This window comes from Bradyrhizobium sp. AT1, assembly GCF_001590795.1.
GTDB lineage: Bacteria > Pseudomonadota > Alphaproteobacteria > Rhizobiales > Xanthobacteraceae > Bradyrhizobium.
This window is the reverse complement of the sequence record NZ_JXDL01000001.1, coordinates 6535609-6552471: the sequence shown is the minus strand read 5'-3', so window position 1 is coordinate 6552471 and position 16863 is coordinate 6535609. Positions and strand designations below refer to the sequence as shown.

12 protein-coding genes are annotated in these 16863 nt (G+C 63.8%); 5 read left to right on the top strand and 7 right to left on the bottom strand.

Translation table 11 applies throughout. The features are described from left to right. Window positions 1-53 precede the first annotated feature (53 nt). Complete coding sequence (locus SE92_RS30350) at window positions 54-845, bottom strand: transporter substrate-binding domain-containing protein (protein WP_063201830.1); 792 nt, start codon at window positions 843-845, stop codon at window positions 54-56. A 233-nt stretch (window positions 846-1078) separates the two neighbouring features. On the opposite strand from SE92_RS30350, the gene SE92_RS30345 reads away from it, so the two are divergent. Together SE92_RS30345 and SE92_RS30340 are read left to right on the top strand one after the other, a co-directional pair. Beyond that, window positions 1079-2272, top strand: a complete 1194-nt coding sequence (locus SE92_RS30345) for an efflux RND transporter periplasmic adaptor subunit (RefSeq protein ID WP_063201827.1) — start codon at window positions 1079-1081, stop codon at window positions 2270-2272. Window positions 2273-2284: 12 nt separating this feature from the next. After that, the gene (locus SE92_RS30340) at window positions 2285-5440 is read left to right on the top strand and encodes an efflux RND transporter permease subunit (protein WP_063201824.1); all 3156 of its coding nucleotides are present in this window, start codon (window positions 2285-2287) and stop codon (window positions 5438-5440) included. A 26-nt stretch (window positions 5441-5466) separates the two neighbouring features. On the opposite strand, the gene SE92_RS30335 is transcribed toward SE92_RS30340, so the two are convergent. Continuing rightward, entirely contained in the window at window positions 5467-7734 is a 2268-nt protein-coding gene (locus SE92_RS30335) for a cation:proton antiporter domain-containing protein (RefSeq protein WP_063201820.1), read from the bottom strand. A 546-nt stretch (window positions 7735-8280) separates the two neighbouring features. Beyond that, window positions 8281-9453: an MFS transporter gene (locus SE92_RS30330; protein ID WP_063201817.1), complete on the bottom strand. Its 1173-nt coding sequence runs from the start codon at window positions 9451-9453 to the stop codon at window positions 8281-8283. A 52-nt stretch (window positions 9454-9505) separates the two neighbouring features. On the opposite strand from SE92_RS30330, the gene SE92_RS30325 reads away from it, so the two are divergent. From SE92_RS30325 to SE92_RS30315, 3 genes are all read left to right on the top strand, one after another. After that, a complete protein-coding gene (locus tag SE92_RS30325) occupies window positions 9506-10381 on the top strand; it encodes an AraC family transcriptional regulator (RefSeq protein WP_157095749.1) in 876 nt (291 codons plus the stop codon). Between the two features lie 210 nt (window positions 10382-10591). Then, window positions 10592-11944, top strand: coding sequence for a malonyl-CoA decarboxylase (locus SE92_RS30320; protein ID WP_063201811.1), 1353 nt, complete (start codon window positions 10592-10594; stop codon window positions 11942-11944). 182 nt (window positions 11945-12126) lie between these two features. Next, window positions 12127-13089: a hypothetical protein gene (locus SE92_RS30315; RefSeq protein ID WP_063201809.1), complete on the top strand. Its 963-nt coding sequence runs from the start codon at window positions 12127-12129 to the stop codon at window positions 13087-13089. 261 nt (window positions 13090-13350) lie between these two features. Here SE92_RS30315 and tarD read toward each other — a convergent pair whose 3' ends face one another. From tarD to SE92_RS30295, 4 genes are all read right to left on the bottom strand, one after another. After that, window positions 13351-14520 (bottom strand): D(-)-tartrate dehydratase, encoded by a 1170-nt coding sequence (gene tarD / locus SE92_RS30310; RefSeq protein WP_063201806.1) that lies wholly within the window; start codon window positions 14518-14520, stop codon window positions 13351-13353. A gap of 95 nt (window positions 14521-14615) precedes the next feature. Next, the gene (locus tag SE92_RS30305; RefSeq protein WP_041748727.1) at window positions 14616-14858 is read right to left on the bottom strand and encodes a DUF3297 family protein; all 243 of its coding nucleotides are present in this window, start codon (window positions 14856-14858) and stop codon (window positions 14616-14618) included. Window positions 14859-14869: 11 nt separating this feature from the next. Beyond that, window positions 14870-15346: a glutathione peroxidase gene (locus SE92_RS30300; RefSeq protein WP_063201804.1), complete on the bottom strand. Its 477-nt coding sequence runs from the start codon at window positions 15344-15346 to the stop codon at window positions 14870-14872. Between the two features lie 2 nt (window positions 15347-15348). Further along, the gene (locus SE92_RS30295; RefSeq protein WP_063201801.1) at window positions 15349-16749 is read right to left on the bottom strand and encodes an amidase family protein; all 1401 of its coding nucleotides are present in this window, start codon (window positions 16747-16749) and stop codon (window positions 15349-15351) included. Window positions 16750-16863: the final 114 nt, after the last annotated feature.

Here is a 16863-nt window from a genome sequence, read left to right as displayed (position 1 = left end):
GCATTTGTCGTCGATGCAGTGCAGTCAGGCACGACGCTGAACTTGCGGGCGTCCTACTCCGTCCGGATCGGCGTGTCCTTCAACCCGTTATCGTCATAGGCCTTGCGCAAGGTGCCGTTCGTCACCGCCTCGGTCATGAACTTCGTCACGAAGGCCAGCGCCTGGTTGTGGCCGAGCGGCACGGCGACGGCCGTGACCGTCTTCTTGAAGGTCTCGTCCAGCACCTTGGTCCCCGGGATCTTCTGCGCCATCTTGTTGAGCTGATCGCGGGACAGCGCGAAGGCGTCGATCTCGCCGTTCTCCAACAGGCCGAAGATCTCGTCATAGGTCTGATAGCCCGTGACCTTGGCGTGCTTCAGATGCGCGATCGCGCCGCGCATGGTGGTGGTGGCGTTGACGGCGGCGACCTTGATGCCGGGCTGGTCGAGCGTCGCAAAATTGGTGACCGCCGAGCCGGGCTTGACGATATAGGTGGCGTCCGCGACCTCGTAGATCGGGCCGAACAGCATCCTGGTCTCGCGCTCGGGGTCTTTGGGCAACCATGTGACGTCCCAGGTCCCCTTGCCGGCAGCGTCGGTGATCTGTCCGGAATTCTGATGCACGACATATTCGACGGGGACGCCGAGCTGGGCCGCCATCGCCTTGCCGAGATCGACGGGGACGCCGGCATAGCCGGCTTCGGTCTTGGTCGACCAGAACGCCCCGCCCGCGGGGCTGATGGCGATCGCGACCCGCAGCTTGCCGGTGGGCGCGATCTCGTCCTTCAGGCCGTCAGCTAGCGAGGGCATGGCAACGATCGCTGCGAGAACGAGGCCTGCGAGGGCCGACCTGATTGGCGTTGGCATATCATGGTCTCCTCACCTTTTCTTCTTTCCGGCCGCTCCGTTCGGCTCGCGGCCTTTGACACAATTGTGGTCGATCACGCCCGCGGTGAAAAGCGGTTTGTCGTGATAAACTTGTCAAAGGCCACATCGCTCGTTGCAGTGCAAGGCCGCTGACTGCCATGGCTATGGTGTTCCACGGCCAGCCGTTTGTTGCTAGCCTGCCGCACCGACAGACAGCAATCGGGGGCTACCGAATGACCGCAGCGAATCCCGCCTCTCCCGCACGCCGCAATGGAGCGTGGAGGCATATCGTGCGGGGCCTTTGCGCTGCGGCGTCCGTGGCCGTGCTTGCCGGCTGTGAGGACAAGAACACGTTCGTGGCACCGCCCCCGCCCAAGGTGGACGTGGCAACGCCGGTGCAGCGCGCCGTGACGCGCTACATCGAGGCCACCGGCAACACGGCGCCGATCAAGAGCGTCGATCTCGTGGCGCGGGTGCAGGGCTTTCTGCAATCGATCGACTACCAGGACGGCACCTTCGTCAAGCAGGGCACCCAGCTGTTCACGATCGAGCCCGAGACCTACAAGCTCAAGCTCGAACAGGCGCAGGCGGCCGAGGCCGGCGCGCAGGCCTCGGTCCGGCAGTCCGAAGCCGACTACAAGCGGCAGGCCGAACTGGTACAGCGCCAGGCGGTCTCGCAGGCCACGCTCGATAATTCCACCTCGGCGCGTGACAACGCCCAGGCCAATCTGCAGCAGGCGCAGGCCAACACCAAGCTCGCCGAAGTCAATTACGGCTACACCAAGGTGACGGCGCCGTTCGACGGCATCGTCAGCGCCCACATGGTCTCGGTCGGCGAGCTCGTCGGCGTCTCCTCGCCGACCCAGCTCGCCTCCATCGTCGCGATGGACCCGATCTATGTGAACTTCACCGTCAACGAGCAGGACGTGCTGCGCATCCGCGCCGAAGCGACCCGCCGGGGATTGACGCCGGCCAACCTCAAGCAGTTTCCGATCCAGATCGGCCTTCAGACCGAAACCGGCTATCCACATGAGGGGCATCTCGACTATGTCGCGCCGACCCTCAATCAATCGACGGGCACGCTGGCGGTGCGCGGGCTCGTCCCCAACGACAAGCGGGTGCTGCTGCCCGGTTATTTCGTTCGGGTGCGCGTGCCGTTCGACCAGGAGAAGAGCGCCCTGCTCGTCCCTGATACGGCACTCGGCAGCGACCAGGGCGGCCGCTATCTGCTGGTGGTCAACACAGACAACGTCGTCGAGCAGCGCAAAGTGCAGATCGGCCCGGTCGACAATGGCCTGCGCGTCATCGAAAGCGGCCTGAAGGCTGAGGACCGCGTCGTCATCGCGGGGCTGCTGCGGGTGATCCCGGGCCAGAAGATCGATCCGCAGGTGACCAAGATCGAACAGCCGCAAGCCTCGGCCAAGTAAGGGGCTGCAGCCATGATCTCAAAATTCTTCATCGAGCGGCCGGTCCTCTCGAACGTCATCGCGCTCTTGATGATCCTGATCGGCGGCGTCGCGCTGTTCAATCTCGCCATCGCGCAATACCCCGACGTGGTGCCGCCGACCGTGCAGGTGACCACGCGCTATCCCGGCGCCAGCGCCAAGACCGTGATCGACACCGTGGCCTTGCCGATCGAGCAGCAGGTCAACGGCGTCGAGGACATGCTCTACATGCAGTCCTACAGCGGCTCGGACGGCACCTATACGCTGACCGTGACCTTCAAGATCGGCACCGACCTCAATTTCGCGCAAGTGCTGGTGCAGAACCGCGTCTCCAGCGCACTGTCGCAATTGCCGCAGGCTGTGCAGAACCAGGGCGTCACCGTGCAGAAGCGGTCGACCTCGATCCTGCTGTTCGTGACGCTGACCTCGCCGGACTCCAAGTACGACAGCCTCTATCTGAGCAACTACGCCACCATCAACATCCGCGACGAGCTCTCACGGCTGCCAGGCGTCGGCAACGTCACCGTGTTCGGCGCCGGCCAGTATTCGATGCGGGTCTGGCTCGATCCGAACAAGCTGCAGGTCCGCGGGATGGTGCCGCAGGACGTCATCGCCGCCATCCAGCAGCAGAGCCAGCAGGTCGCCGCCGGCCAGGTCGGCGCGCCGCCGACGCCTCCGGGCCAGGCGTTCCAATACACGCTCAACGTCAACGGACGGCTCGACGACACCGGCCAGTTCGAGAACATCATCGTCAAATCGGGCTCGAGCGGCGATGTCACGCGCGTGCGCGACGTCGGCTGGGTCGAGCTCGGCGCGCAGACCTACAGCCAGATCTTCTCGCTCAACAAGCAACCGGCCGTCGGCATCGGCGTGTTCCAATCGCCCGGCGCCAACGCGTTGCAGGTCGAGAAGGCCGTCGAGAAGAAGATGGTCGAGCTCGCCAAGCGTTTCCCGGAAGGCATCAAATACGACACGCCGTTCGACACCACCAAGTTCGTCGAGGCCTCCGTGCACGAGGTCTACATGACGCTGATCGAGGCCGGCCTCCTAGTGCTGGTCGTGATCCTCGTCTTCCTGCAGGACTGGCGCGCGATGCTGGTGCCGGCGACGACCGTGCCGGTGACCATCATCGGCGCCTTCGCGGCGATGGCGGCGCTCGGCTTCACCATCAACATGTCGACGCTGTTCGCGATCGTGCTCGCCATCGGCATCGTGGTCGACGATGCCATCGTCGTGGTCGAAGGCGCCGCGCACAACATCGAGAAGGGCATGAACGGCCACGACGCTGCGATCAGCGCGATGGACCAGCTGTTCGCGCCGATCGTCGGCATCACCCTGGTGCTGATCTCGGTGTTCTTGCCGGCCTCGTTCCTCGCCGGCCTCACCGGGCGCATCTATTCGCAATTCGCCCTGGTGATCGCGGCGACCGCGCTGCTGTCCGCCATCAACGCGGCGACCCTGAAGCCGACCCAATGCGCGCTGTGGCTGCGCCCGGCGGTGCCGCCGGAGCAGCGCAATTTCTTCTACCGTGGCTTCAACGCGGTCTATGACCGGGTCGAGCGCGGCTATACCAGGCTGATCACGTTTCTCGTGAAGCACGCCACGATCTCCGTCGCGTTCGCGCTTCTGGTGATCGGCGCCAGCGGCTACGGCCTGTCGCGGGTGCCGACCGGCTTCCTGCCGATCGAGGACCAGGGCTATCTGATCGCCGCGATCCAGCTGCCCGACGGCGCCGCGCTGGAGCGGACGCAGAAGGTGCTCGACCGCGCCAGCGAGATCATCAAGGAGACGCCTGGCGTCCAGCAGGTCATCACCATCGCCGGCATCTCCGCGCTCGACAACAGCGCCAGCCTCGCCAATGCCGGCGTCGCCTACATCATCCTGAAAGACTGGGAGGCACGCAAAGGGCCCGGCGAGGATCTGCGCTCGCTGGTCTATGGGTTGAACGACAAGCTCGCGACCATCATGGAGGCCCGCACGATCGTGCTGCCACCGCCGCCGATCCAGGGCATCGGCAACGCCGCCGGCTTCTCGATGCAGGTCGAGCTGCGTGATGGCAACAGCGATTTCGCCAAGCTGCAGGCGATCACCGGCGCGATGGTCTCGAACGGCCAGAGCCAGAGCGCGCTGCAACGGGTGCAGTCCTCGTTCCGTTCCTCGGTGCCGCAGTTCAACGTCGAGATCGACCGCGTCAAGACCCAGACGCTGCACGTCACCACCGATCAGGTGTTCTCGGCGCTGTCGACCTATCTCGGCTCGTCCTACGTGAACCAGTTCAACAAGTTCGGCCGCGTGTTCCAGGTCTATACGCAAGCCGATCCCGCCTTCCGCGTCACCGAGCGCGACATCGCCAACATGATGGTGCGCAACTCGAACGGCGACATGATCCCGATCGGCACCGTCGCCAAGATCACGCCGGCCACGGGGCCGTCGCTGATCAGCCTCTACAATCTCTATCCGTCCTCGACCGTGATCGGCCTGCCGGCGCAAGGCTATTCGTCCGGCCAGTCGCTGAAGCTGATGGAGGAGATCGCCGACAAGACGCTGCCGCCGGGTACCGGCTACGAATGGACCGCGATGTCGTATCAGGAGAAGGCGGTCTCGAACCAGATCTACTGGGTGTTCGGGCTCGCCATGCTGCTGGTCTATCTCGTGCTCGCCGGCCAGTATGAGAGCTGGTACGCGCCGATCTCGGTGATCCTCGCGGTGCCGCTGTCGCTGCTCGGACCGATGCTGATCCTGTCCGGGCTCAAGATCGACAACAACCTTTATTGCCAGATCGGCCTGATCCTGCTGATCGCGCTGTCGGCCAAGAACGCGATCCTGATCGTCGAGGTCGGGCTCGAGCTGCACGGCCGCGACGGCAAGCCGGTTCTGGAGGCCGCGATCGAGGCGGCGCGCGCCCGCTTTCGCCCGATCCTGATGACATCGTTCGCCTTCATCCTCGGCGTCGTGCCCCTGGTGCTCGCCACCGGCGCCGGCGCCAGCGCACGGAAGTCGATCGGCATCACGGTCTTCTCGGGCATGCTGGCCTCGACCTGCCTCGCGGTGCTGTTCGTGCCGGCGTTCTTCGTCGTGGTGCAGCGGTTCGAGAACTGGCGGGCAAGCAGGAAGGCGCCGAGGGTGGAGACGGTGGCGGAGGCGAAATAGGCAACGCCGCCAACCGAGACCGTCGCTCAACCCTGCTCCGCTCCCGCCTGCCGCGCTTCACCGCTCGACACCAGCAGCACCGAGACCTTCGACTGCCGCAGCACGGCGTCGGCGACGCCGCCGAAGGAGAGATGGTCGGCCTGGATGCGATCGACGCCCATGACGACGAGATCGACGTCGGTGGTCTCGATCTCGCGCAGGATCGCGGCTTCCGGCGCCCGGTTCACCCGCAGCGTCGTGGTGATGTCGACGTCGTAGCGGGCGGCGAGATCGCTGGTGTCCTTGAGGATGCCAGCCTCCTGGCCGAGGCCGTGGGAGGCGCCGCGCTGCGCGCCCTTGTCGCGCGTGGTCGCGACATAGATCACCCGGAGCGAGCCTGAACCGGCCTGCGCCAGCGCCACCGCGATTTCGGCGCCACGCTTGGAAACGCTGCTGCCGGACACAGGAACGAGGATGTTGAGGCCGTCGGGGTTCGGCTGCTTCAGATGCTTGCCCTTGGCCGCGACGATTGCCATCGCTCCTTCGAACTGCGCGGCGATGTCCTCGATCCCGCGATCAAAGCGGTCCTTGCCGGCGACGACCTTGTCGATGCCGACGACCATAAGGTCGAAGCCCTTGCGTGCTTCCTCGGCGATGGTCTCGCCGAGCTCCGCGCGCCGCGCCCGGGTGACGATGTCGACGATGCCGGTGTCGTCCTCGGTGTTGGCGGACACCGCCTCGGCCGCCTTCTTCACCACGGCTTCGTGGCTCTCCTCCCCGCCGCGGCCCTTCTCCTGCTCTTTCGCGTTCTTGCCGATATGCAGCACGGTGATCGGCAGGCCGCGCATGCCGGCGATCAGGCCGGCGATGTGCGCGGCAAAGGTGGCGTTGACGCTTTCGTCCACCGCAAGCAACGGACGTTCGAGATTGGCGACGAAGCCGCGCTTCTCGAATTCCTCCCGCTCCAGCCGCTCTTGCTCATCCTTGTTCATCGGCAGCCGCGCCAGCGCCGCCCGCAGCATCGGCGGCATCGCCATCGTGGTCACGATCGCCATGGTGACGATCATCGTGAACAGGTTCTGGCTGAGCACGCCGATGGACAGGCCGATGGTCGCGATGATGACCTCGGTCGAGCCGCGGGCATTCATGCCGCTGGCGAGCGCCAGCGATTCCCGCGTGCTGAGGCCGCCGACCGTGCCGCCGACGAAGGCGCCGCCGAACTTGCCGACGCTGGCGATCAGGACCAGCAGGCCCGTGAGCATCAGGAGATTGGGATCGCGCAGCACGGAGAGATCGGCGGCAAGGCCGGCGAGACCGAAGAACACCGGCATGAAGAAGCTGGAGATCAAGCCGCGCAGGCGCTCGTCGATCTGCCGCGTCAGGATCGGGGATTCTCCGACCAGGATGCCGGCCACGAAGGCGCCGAGCACGGTGTGCACGCCGATCAGATGCGTGATCATCGCCATCGCGCACATCAGCAGCAGGATCACGGTGATGACCGCGGCGGCGCTGACGAGATTGTCGTTGGCCCAGCGGATCAGCTGAAACACCAGGCGGCGGCCGATCGTGAAACTGACGGCGAGGAAGGCGAGCGTGCCCAGCACGGCTTTCGCCACCGAGGCGATATCCAGCGTGCCGTGCGAAGCCAGGCTGAAGATGACGGCGATGATGATCCAGCCGATGGTGTCGTCGATCACGGCGGTCGCGACGATGATCTGCCCGACATTGCGCCGCATGAAGTTCATCTCGCGCACGACCACAGCGACGATCTTCACGGAGGAGATCGACAGCGCCGTGCCCATGAACAGCGAGGCAACGAGACGTTGTTGCGGATTCGGCAGCAGCGCATCGGGCAGGAATTCGCCGAGCGCGAAGCCGCAGGCAAAGGGCACGAGGATGCCGGCGATCGAGATGGCGATGGCGGCCTTGCCGACCTTCCTGACCAGCTTGAGGTCGGTCTCCATGCCGGTCAGCAACAGCAGCAGCAGGATGCCGACTTGCGCGATGCCGTCGATCATCGCCTTCTGCTCGGGCGTCTTGGGGAAGATCGCGGCTTGCGCCTCCGGCCAGATCCAGCCGAACAGCGAAGGACCGAGGATGATGCCGGCGAGCAATTCGCCGATCACCGAGGGCTGGCCGATCCGCTGCATGATCTCGCCGAGACCGCGCCCGACCGCGATCAACAGCACGATCTGCGCCACCAACAGGAATTCGGACGGGCCGGTCGATTTTCCTGTTTCAGCACCGGCCGCAATGGTCGTGAGCATCAGCGCCGCGAGAACGAGCCCAGCCGAACGGAGCAGGCGCAATGGCATGCAGTGATGTCCCCCTCGCCCCGATGTCGGGATACCAGGACAGAACCCGCGGAGGGTGGAACTGGTTCCAACGGCCCGCGGCCGGCCATGGGCGCAAAAGTGCGAAAACAACCCCATGCACAGTAGGGATGTGCTTGAAAAAGCTTGGGAAGTTTCTCGGCTTTGCGAAGGCAATTTGCGTCGTCGGGCAAAACACTGGCAGATTAGCACGATGGGTGAGGTGCAATGGCCCGCGACATCCGATGCCGGGCTGGCGCGAGCCACGCCTCTCCAGTCATTCGGGGCGTCGCGTAGCGACGAGCCGGAATCCATTTGTCCGCAGTCTCTGCCGCCCGATGGATTCCGGGTTCGCGCTTACGCGCGCCCCGGAATGACGGGGAGAGAGGGGTGGCCTTTACGCCGCTCTCGTGCCCCGGACGCAGCGCAGCGTCTCTTCGACGGTGCGCTGCAGAGCCGGGGCCCATGCAACACGGCGACTCGCAGCCCCTGGGTCCCGGCTCTGCGCAGCAACGCTTACGCGTTGCAGCGCGTCCGGGACACGAGAGCTCAGGCTGCCACAGGCGTCCGGATCTCGCGGGGCAGGATGATCGCCGCGGCGATGGCTAGCAGGCAGAGTCCCGCAAACGCGTGCAGCATGGTGACGAAGCCGCCCTGCTCGTAGAGCCAGGCGACCAGGCCGACCGAGGCCCCCGCCGCGGTGAAGCCGATGAAATAGCGCACCGCGTAGGCGCGCGAGCGCCATTCCTCGCTGGTGTATTTGCCGACCATGGCGTCGTTCACCGTGACCTGCCCGAACGCGCCCATGACGATGCCGATCGACACCAGGATCAGCGGCAGATTGTTCAGGCTCGCGGCGAGATAAAGGAACGGCGCCAGCATGAAGGACAGCGGCAAGGCCACCGTCTTCAGCGAATAACGGTCGAGCAGCCGGCCGATGGTATACTGGGTCATCGCGCCGAACACGTAGACGCAGGCGGCGATGACGCCGAGCAGCGCCGGGCTTTTCGTCAAATCCGCCAGCCGCTCCGCAAACAGCTTTGGCAAAGCCACGGTGACGGCGTTGAACGTGGTCGAGATCGCGATCACCACGATCAGCAGCGACAGCACCACGCGCCACATGTCCTGCTTGGCCACCCGCGCCTGCGCCGCCGCCTGCTTCGAACCCTTGCGGTCCTCGTGCACGACTATCATCGCAAAGGCGATGCCGATCATGATCGTGACCACGCCGGGCACGATGAAGGCAAAACGCCAGCCGAGATATTGGCCGATCACGCCTGTCACCAGCGCCGAGGAGGCGACGCCGAGATTGCCCCAGACGCCGTTGATGCCCATCTCGCGGCCGAGCCTGTCGGCATAGGACACGATCATGGCGGTGCCGACGGGATGATAGATCGAGGCGAAGATCCCGATCGAAAGCAAGGCGGCGCCGAGCTGCGTCGGGGTCTGCACCAGGCCGACCGAGATCATCGACGCCCCGATACCGACGAAGAAGATCAGCATCATGTGGCGGCGGCTCCAGCGGTCGCCCAGCCAGCCGGTCAGCAGCGAGCCGGCGCCGAAGGCCACGAACCCCGGTGTCGCGTAAGGCAAGAGTTCCGAATAGGCCATGCCGAGCGCCGGGCCCATGATGATCACCGCGGCGGCGAAGATCAGCATCGCATAATGGTCGATGAAATGGCCTGCGTTGACGAAACTGATCACCCGGCTGGGGCTGTTCATTCCCGAATCCTCTCCTGCTCGAAAATGAGTTATATGTCCTCCCCATGACGGGATGCCGCCAATGACTGTCTTGGAAAAGCCAACCTTGGAAAAGCCAATCCTCCGGGAGGTCCGCAGCAACCACCGCTCGCCCGCCGGCGTGCACCTGGTCGCGCGCGACTACCCCAAGGGCATGCGGATCGATCCGCATCTGCACCGCGAGGCGCAGCTGATCTATGCGGCCAGGGGCACTATGCAGGTGACGACGCCCGGGGGCCGCTGGCTGGTGCCGCCGGACCGGGCGGTGTGGGTCCCGGCCGGGCTCGACCATGCCCTCGACCTGCTCGCCGACATCGAGATGCGCACGCTGTATTTCGACCTGTCCTGGCTGAAGCGCGAAAAGCGCTATGAGGGGTTGACCAAAGAATTCGTGGTGCGGGTGTCACCGCTGCTGAACCAGGCGATCCTTGCGCTGTTCGACACTGGCAATACCGAGGAGCGCACTGAGCTGCTGGTTCGGCTCGTGATGCTGGAATTGCACCAGGCCGAGGATTCCACGACCTTCGTCCCGCTGCCGCACGAGCCGCGCTGCCGCCGCGCCGCGCTGATCGTGCTCGACGACCCCACCGGCCTGCACGACATCGACACGCTGGCGCGCGAGGTCGGGACCTCCGCGCGCACGCTGTCGCGATTGTTCTCCGCAGAGACGCAGCTGAGCTTCAAGAGCTGGTGCCAGCGTGCGCGGATCGCCGCCGCGATCCAGCTGATATCGACGGATGCCAATGTCTCCGTGAAGCAGCTCGCCACCCAGCTCGGCTACGCCAGCGTGCCGGCGTTTTCCGCCGCGTTCCGGCAAGTGACGGGGCGGACGCCGACGGAGTTTGCCACACACTCGGTGTCGTCGCCCGGCTTGACCGGGCGACCCAGTACGCCGAGACAGCGCGGCTAGTACCAAGAAGCTGCGGCGTACTGGCTGCCCCGCCTGCGCGGGGCATGGCAGCGCGTTGTGTAGTCCCGCACCGCCTTCCCCTGACATGCCGCCATTCTCCAAACGCACGGCCCGGCTAAAGTTGCCGCGTTCCTCCGCTCATTTGTGATCGGCTTCCGCCCAAATCTTGTGTAAACTTCCCGCAACGCACAAACTGACACGAAAGCCCCGATGGCCAACGCCTTCTTCTCCGACCTGCTCGCCACCATCTCCGAGCGCGGCCGCACGCTGCTTCGTCGCGGCGAGGCCGCCGATACCAGACCGGATGCCGATGGGCTGATCGAGCTCTGTGATGCGCTGCTGTCGGGCCGGGGCGAAGCATCGGGCATCGCCATCGCGCGCGAGGTGCTCGACATCTACCGTCAGTTGGATGCGGCGGGACGCCGCGCCTTCTTCGACGGACTGGTGCGCGATTTCGGCCCGGACCGGGAGCGCCTGTCGAAGGCAATCGAGAAATGGCGTGCCGCGCCGAGCGACGAGGACGCGAGCTCGCTGCATTTCGCCTCGGAGCCGCGGCGGCAGGAGCTGATCCGCCGGCTCAACCGCGCGCCCGGCGGCACCGGTGAGCTCGTCAACATGCGTGCCGATCTGCTCGGCATGATGAACGGGCACAGCGATCTTGCCGCGCTCGATCGCGACGTCTCGCATCTGCTTTCTTCGTGGTTCAACAGGGGGTTTCTCGTGCTGCGCAGGATCGACTGGTCTTCCCCGGCCAACATCCTCGAAAAGATCATCCGTTACGAAGCCGTGCACGAGATTTCGGACTGGGACGATCTGCGCCGCCGCATCGATCCGGTCGACCGCCGCTGCTACGCCTTCTTCCATCCCGCGATGGTGGACGAGCCCTTGATTTTCGTCGAGGTGGCGTTGACCGAGACCATTCCGGGCGCGATCGCGCCGCTGCTTGCGGTCGACCGTCAGCATCTGCCGATCGAGCGTGCGCGCACCGCCGTGTTCTATTCGATCTCCAACACCCAGCGCGGCCTTGGCGGCATCTCCTTCGGCAGCTTCCTGATCAAGCAGGTGGTCGAGGAACTGCGCCGCGAGACGCCCAAGCTCGACACTTTCGTGACGCTGTCGCCGGTGCCGGGCTTCATGGCGTGGGTGAAACAGGACAAGGATCTGCCGCTGTCGGACGACGACCGCGAGGCGCTGAAGCGCCTCGACGATCCCAAATGGTTCGAGAGCCCCGAGACGACGACGCTGCTGCGCGGCGTGTTGGAGCCGCTCGCCGCGCACTATTTCCTCAAGGCGCGCACGTCGAAAGGCAAGCTGATCGATTCCGTCGCCCGCTTCCATCTCGGCAACGGCGCAAGGCTCGAGCGCATCAACTGGCTCGGGGATCTTTCGCCAAAGGGCCTGCGCGAGTCGGCCGGCGTGATGGTCAACTACCTCTACCGCCTCGACGACATCGAGAAGAACCACGAAGCCTATGCCAATGACGGCGAAGTCGTGGCATCGAGCGCGGTGAAGAAGCTGCTGAAGGGCGAAGGACGACGGCTGCTGGACATGCGGTTGTCGTAGCGCTTCTGCTTTATCTGCAAAAGCGAGTACTCAGCTAAAAAATTAGTTCTAGCGAACGTGACCGCCGTATCGGCGATAATGGCCGCGTGACGCCTCCTAACATCTTTAATACGGCTGGTTATTGGCAGTGCGGCGTTAGATGATATTATCAAACCATTCAACTGAAACGGGAATGAATACTAATGAGCATATTGGACAGACGGCAACTAAGGCTGCCATACTTCAATAGGAATGCGGCAATAGCTGCGCTTCTCGGCATCTTTAGTTTGGCCATCGCCTATTGGCGTTATTATCATGACCGAGAGTCATTCGGCTTTGCGATCTTTCATGAGATTGGATTTGCGCTCATTGTCGCAGTAATCATTTGGTTCACCTTTGAATTCTTTTCGCGGTCAGAAACCGAAGATCACTGGAATGACCGCATAGAGCGCATCGCGCGAAACGTATTCTTCGGCGTGTTTCGTCGGAACTTCCCGCAAGAATTCATCCGTGAGGCAAATCTACTTCTTCTAGACCATACCTTCATACGCCGTGGACTTCACTTGACCTACACCATTTCGGACGCCACTTGCGCGGTTCGGGGGGGAGGCGAGGAAAGATTCGTCAAGGTGAACGCGATTGCTCGGTTCAAGATTGAAAATGTGGGTAACGATGCAGCCGAATTCCACGTACGGATCGGGTTACCAAACCCGCTTATCGATGAGATGAAGGAGTTTTGCCGGGTGCTTCGAGTTGTCGTCAAAGTTGAGGGCCAAGAGGAGAACCTTGACTTAACCGACGCTGAGGCGAAATTTCGCCAAGACATCAAGAACGATCAGCTCACTGCTGTCATTTTTGATGTGAAGAAGATCACAGTACAGCCGGAGCAAAAGATCGAAATTGTCTTCGACTATACGATGGCAAAAGAGCAAGAGGATAGCGAAGTCTTCCAAACAGCCTTCCCGACTGACGGAATTACATTAACTATTACTGATAAAGGGCCTACCAAGCGCGCGGTTAGGGCCAAGACGATACACATGGCAGAATTCGACGATGACACTTCAGCGGAGCGGAACGGAACTTATAACTTCAGTCTTTCCAGATACTTATTGCCAAAACAGGGATTTGTGATATGGTGGAAGGAAGTTCCAACTGAACCAAATTAGCTGTACCTTATTCTAATTGAATAGGGATTGACGGTTTAGTTACACTCAATAAGTTAGCTTTGCCGGATTAAGAGGAGACACGGCTATGGTACGTGGTGATGGAGGCACTGTCCTCTAAGCGGACAGCCATTGCGTTTCGGCAAAAGGCGTAAGCAATGGGGGCTTACGCCTTTTGCTTTTTCAAGATGTTCCCCCCACACCTTTAGCGCTGAGCATAATTGCGGCTAGCCATCCACTGGCACTCCCTTCGCATTCCCCGCCCTACTCCGCCAGCGCCTTCATTTCCTTGTAGAGATCCGACTTGCCTTCGAAGCCGATGCCGGGAAGGTCCAGCATGGTGATGTGGCCATTCTCGACGCGCACGCCATCCGGGAAGCCGCCATAGGGTTGGAACAGGTCGGGATAGCTTTCGTTGCCGCCGAGCCCCAGGCCGGCGGCGATGTTGAGTGACATCTGGTGGCCGCCGTGGGGGATGCAGCGGCTGGGGGACCAGCCGTAAGTTTTCAGCACTTCCAGCGTGCGCTGGTATTCGCACAGGCCGTAGGACAGCGCGCAGTCGAATTGCAGCCAGTCGCGGTCGGGGCGCATGCCGCCGTAGCGGATCAGGTTGCGGGCGTCCTGGTGGCTGAAGAGGTTTTCGCCAGTGGCCATCGGGCCGGGATAGAATTCGGCGAGCGCGGCCTGCAACGCGTAGTCGAGGGGGTCGCCGACCTCCTCGTACCAGAACAACGGATAGTCGCGCAGCATCTTGGCGTAGGCGATGCCGGTCTCGAGGTCGAAGCGGCCGTTGGCGTCGACGGCGAGTTGCGCGTCCTTGCCGATCTCCTTCAGCACCGCCTCGATGCGGGTGCGGTCTTCCTCGATTGGCGCGCCGCCGATCTTCATCTTCACGACGTTGTAGCCGCGATCGAGATAGCCGCGCATCTCGCCGCGCAGCATCGAGAGATCCTTGCCGGGATAGTAATAGCCCCCGGCCGCGTAGACGAAGACGCGCGGATTGGCGGTGAGGCCGTGGCGTTCGGCCAGCAGGCGGAACAGCGGCTTGCCCGCGATCTTCGCCACCGCATCCCACACCGCCATGTCGATGGTGCCGACCGCGACCGAGCGCTCGCCATGGCCGCCGGGCTTCTCGTTGGTCATCATCGCGGCCCAGACCTTGTCGGGGTCGAGATTGTCACCAGCGATATTCAGCAGCGACTTCGGATCGGCCTCGGTGATGCGCGCGGCAAAGCGTTCGCGGATCAGCCCGCCCTGCCCGTAGCGGCCGTTGGAATTGAAGCCGTAGCCGACGACACGCTTGCCGTCGCGCACCACGTCGGTGACGACGGCGACGAGGCTGGTCGTCATCTTGGTGAAGTCGATATAGGCGTTGCGGATCGGGGACGAGATCGGCTTGGTGATCTCGCGGACGTCGACGATGCGGACGGACATTTGTTCTCTTCCCGGCTGGCTCTTTCCACTCGTCATGGCCGGGCTTGACCCGGGCATGACGACGGAGGGTGTGGTGCGCCCGACGCGCGATACGCTTACTTCTTATCCCTGAAATACGGCTCGACCGGGCCGTGCACCTTGATGGTCAGCGGATTGCCGTGGCGGTCTTTGGCGTTGCCGGCGGTGACGCGGACCCAGCCTTCGCTGATGCAGTATTCCTCGACATTGGTCTTCTCGACACCCTTGAAGCGGATGCCGACGTCGCGCGACAGGATGTCTGCGTTGTAATAGGGGCTGTTCGGGTCGACCGACAGGCGGTCCGGAAATTCGTCGCTCATGATTGTCTCGCTCACAACAGTGTTTCGATTTGACTGCGTAATCCTTCGGGCCGTGCGGTCGGCGCGTAGCGCGCGATCACCTTGCCGGCACGGTCCACCAGGAATTTGGTGAAATTCCATTTGATGGAGGCGCCGAGAAGCCCGGATTGCTGACGCTTCAGGTACTCGTACAGAGGATGCGCATTGGCGCCGTTGACGTCGATCTTCTCGAACAGCGGGAAGGTGACGTCGTAATTGGTCGAGCAGAATGCCTGAATCTCGTTCGCCTGCCCCGGCTCCTGCGCGCCGAACTGGTTGCAGGGAAAGCCGAGCACGGAGAAGCCGCGCGGCGAGAGGTCGCGATGCAGATCTTCGAGGCCGCGATATTGCGGCGTGAAGCCGCATTTGCTCGCGGTGTTGACGATCAGCAGCACCTGCCCTTCGAAACGTTTCAGGGCGACCTCCTCGCCGGCAAGCGAGTTGGCCTTGAAGTCGTAGATCGCTGACATCGCTAGCCCACGGGGTCGATCGGCGACGGCGGCACGCCGCCGGCCTCGATCGCTTCGCCTGCGAGCAGACAGAGATCCTCGCGATAGCGGCCGGAGACGACGTGCACGCCGACGGGCGCCTTGCCGACCAGACCGGTGGAGACCACGAGGCCGGGCAATCCCATGAAGGGAATCGCGATCTGCGGCAGTTGCGCTTCCCAGACGCGCTTGAAGGACTCATCGTCCTTGCGGTCGAGATGATCAGGGAACGGCAGCTCGCCGGACACCGGCGTCAGCAGCACGGCATATTTTTCGAAGAACAGCATCCAGTCGCGCGTCAGCGTGGCCCTTCTCGTCAGCGCCTTGGCGTAGTTGGCCTGGTCCATCGGCGTGACCCTGCTGCGGCTGCCGCGCAGGCAGGCCAGCGCACCGGGATCGCCCTCGCGCTCGGCCATCTCGAGCTGCGCTTCAAAGCCGTCGCCGAGCCAGAGCTTGATCTGCCACTCCACGGCCTCGCGCATCGGCGGCGTGTCCTCGATGACATCGACGGTCCAGCCCGCGCGCTCGAGCCGCTTGCCGGCATCGCTCACCGCCGCCTTCACCTCCGGCGTGGTGGCAAGCCCGCCCGGATTGAGGCAGAGCGCGGCGCGCTTGTCCCGTGCGGGACCCTGCAGCGGCACCGGCACGAACCAGGGATCGCGGATGTCGCGTGCCGACATCGCTTCGAGCGAGATCCGCAAGTCGTTGACGGTGCGCGCCAGCGGACCCGAGACCGCCATGATCTGCGGCCCGATCGGGCGCTCCGGCAGCGCGGGGTTGAAGGCGGGGATGCGGCCGAGCGTTGGACGCAGGCCGTGCACGCCGCAGGCATAGGCGGGATAGCGGATCGAGCCGGCAATGTCGGTGCCATGGGCGATATGGCCGATGCCGGCCGCGACCGCCGAGCCGGCGCCGCCGGACGAGCCGCCCGGCGTCAGCGACGCATCGCGGGGATTCTTGGTGTCGCCATGGACCAGGTTGGTGGTGAACCAGCGATAGGAGAAAGCCGGGCAATTGGTGCGGCCGAGCAGGATGGCGCCCGATTTCCGAAAATTGGCGACGACAGGATTGTCCTCGCGCGCGATCAGGTCGCGCTGGAGCTTCAGGCCATTGGTGGTGGCAAAGCCCTCCTGGTCGACATTGGCCTTGATGGTGACGGGCACGCCGGCCAGGACGCCGGGGTCCTCGCCCCTGGCGATGGCGGCATCGATGGCGTCGGCCTGCTTGAGCACGTCCTCCGGGCGGTGGTCGATCACCGCGTTGAGCTGGGGATTGACGGCGTCCAGGCGGGCGAGACCGGCCTTGGCGGCCTCTTTCGCGGACACTTTCCTGGATTTGACGAGGGTGGCGAGGTCGGCGGCCGACAGGCGCCAGAGATCTTGCATGGCTTGCTCCGGTGTATCCGGCGTCTTTTAGCCCCGGGAACGCGGCAAAGCCATGCGGATTTCGCAGGGGCGAAGGGCGGGTGCTCGGCGCGCAATCGATTGCTGGATCGCACC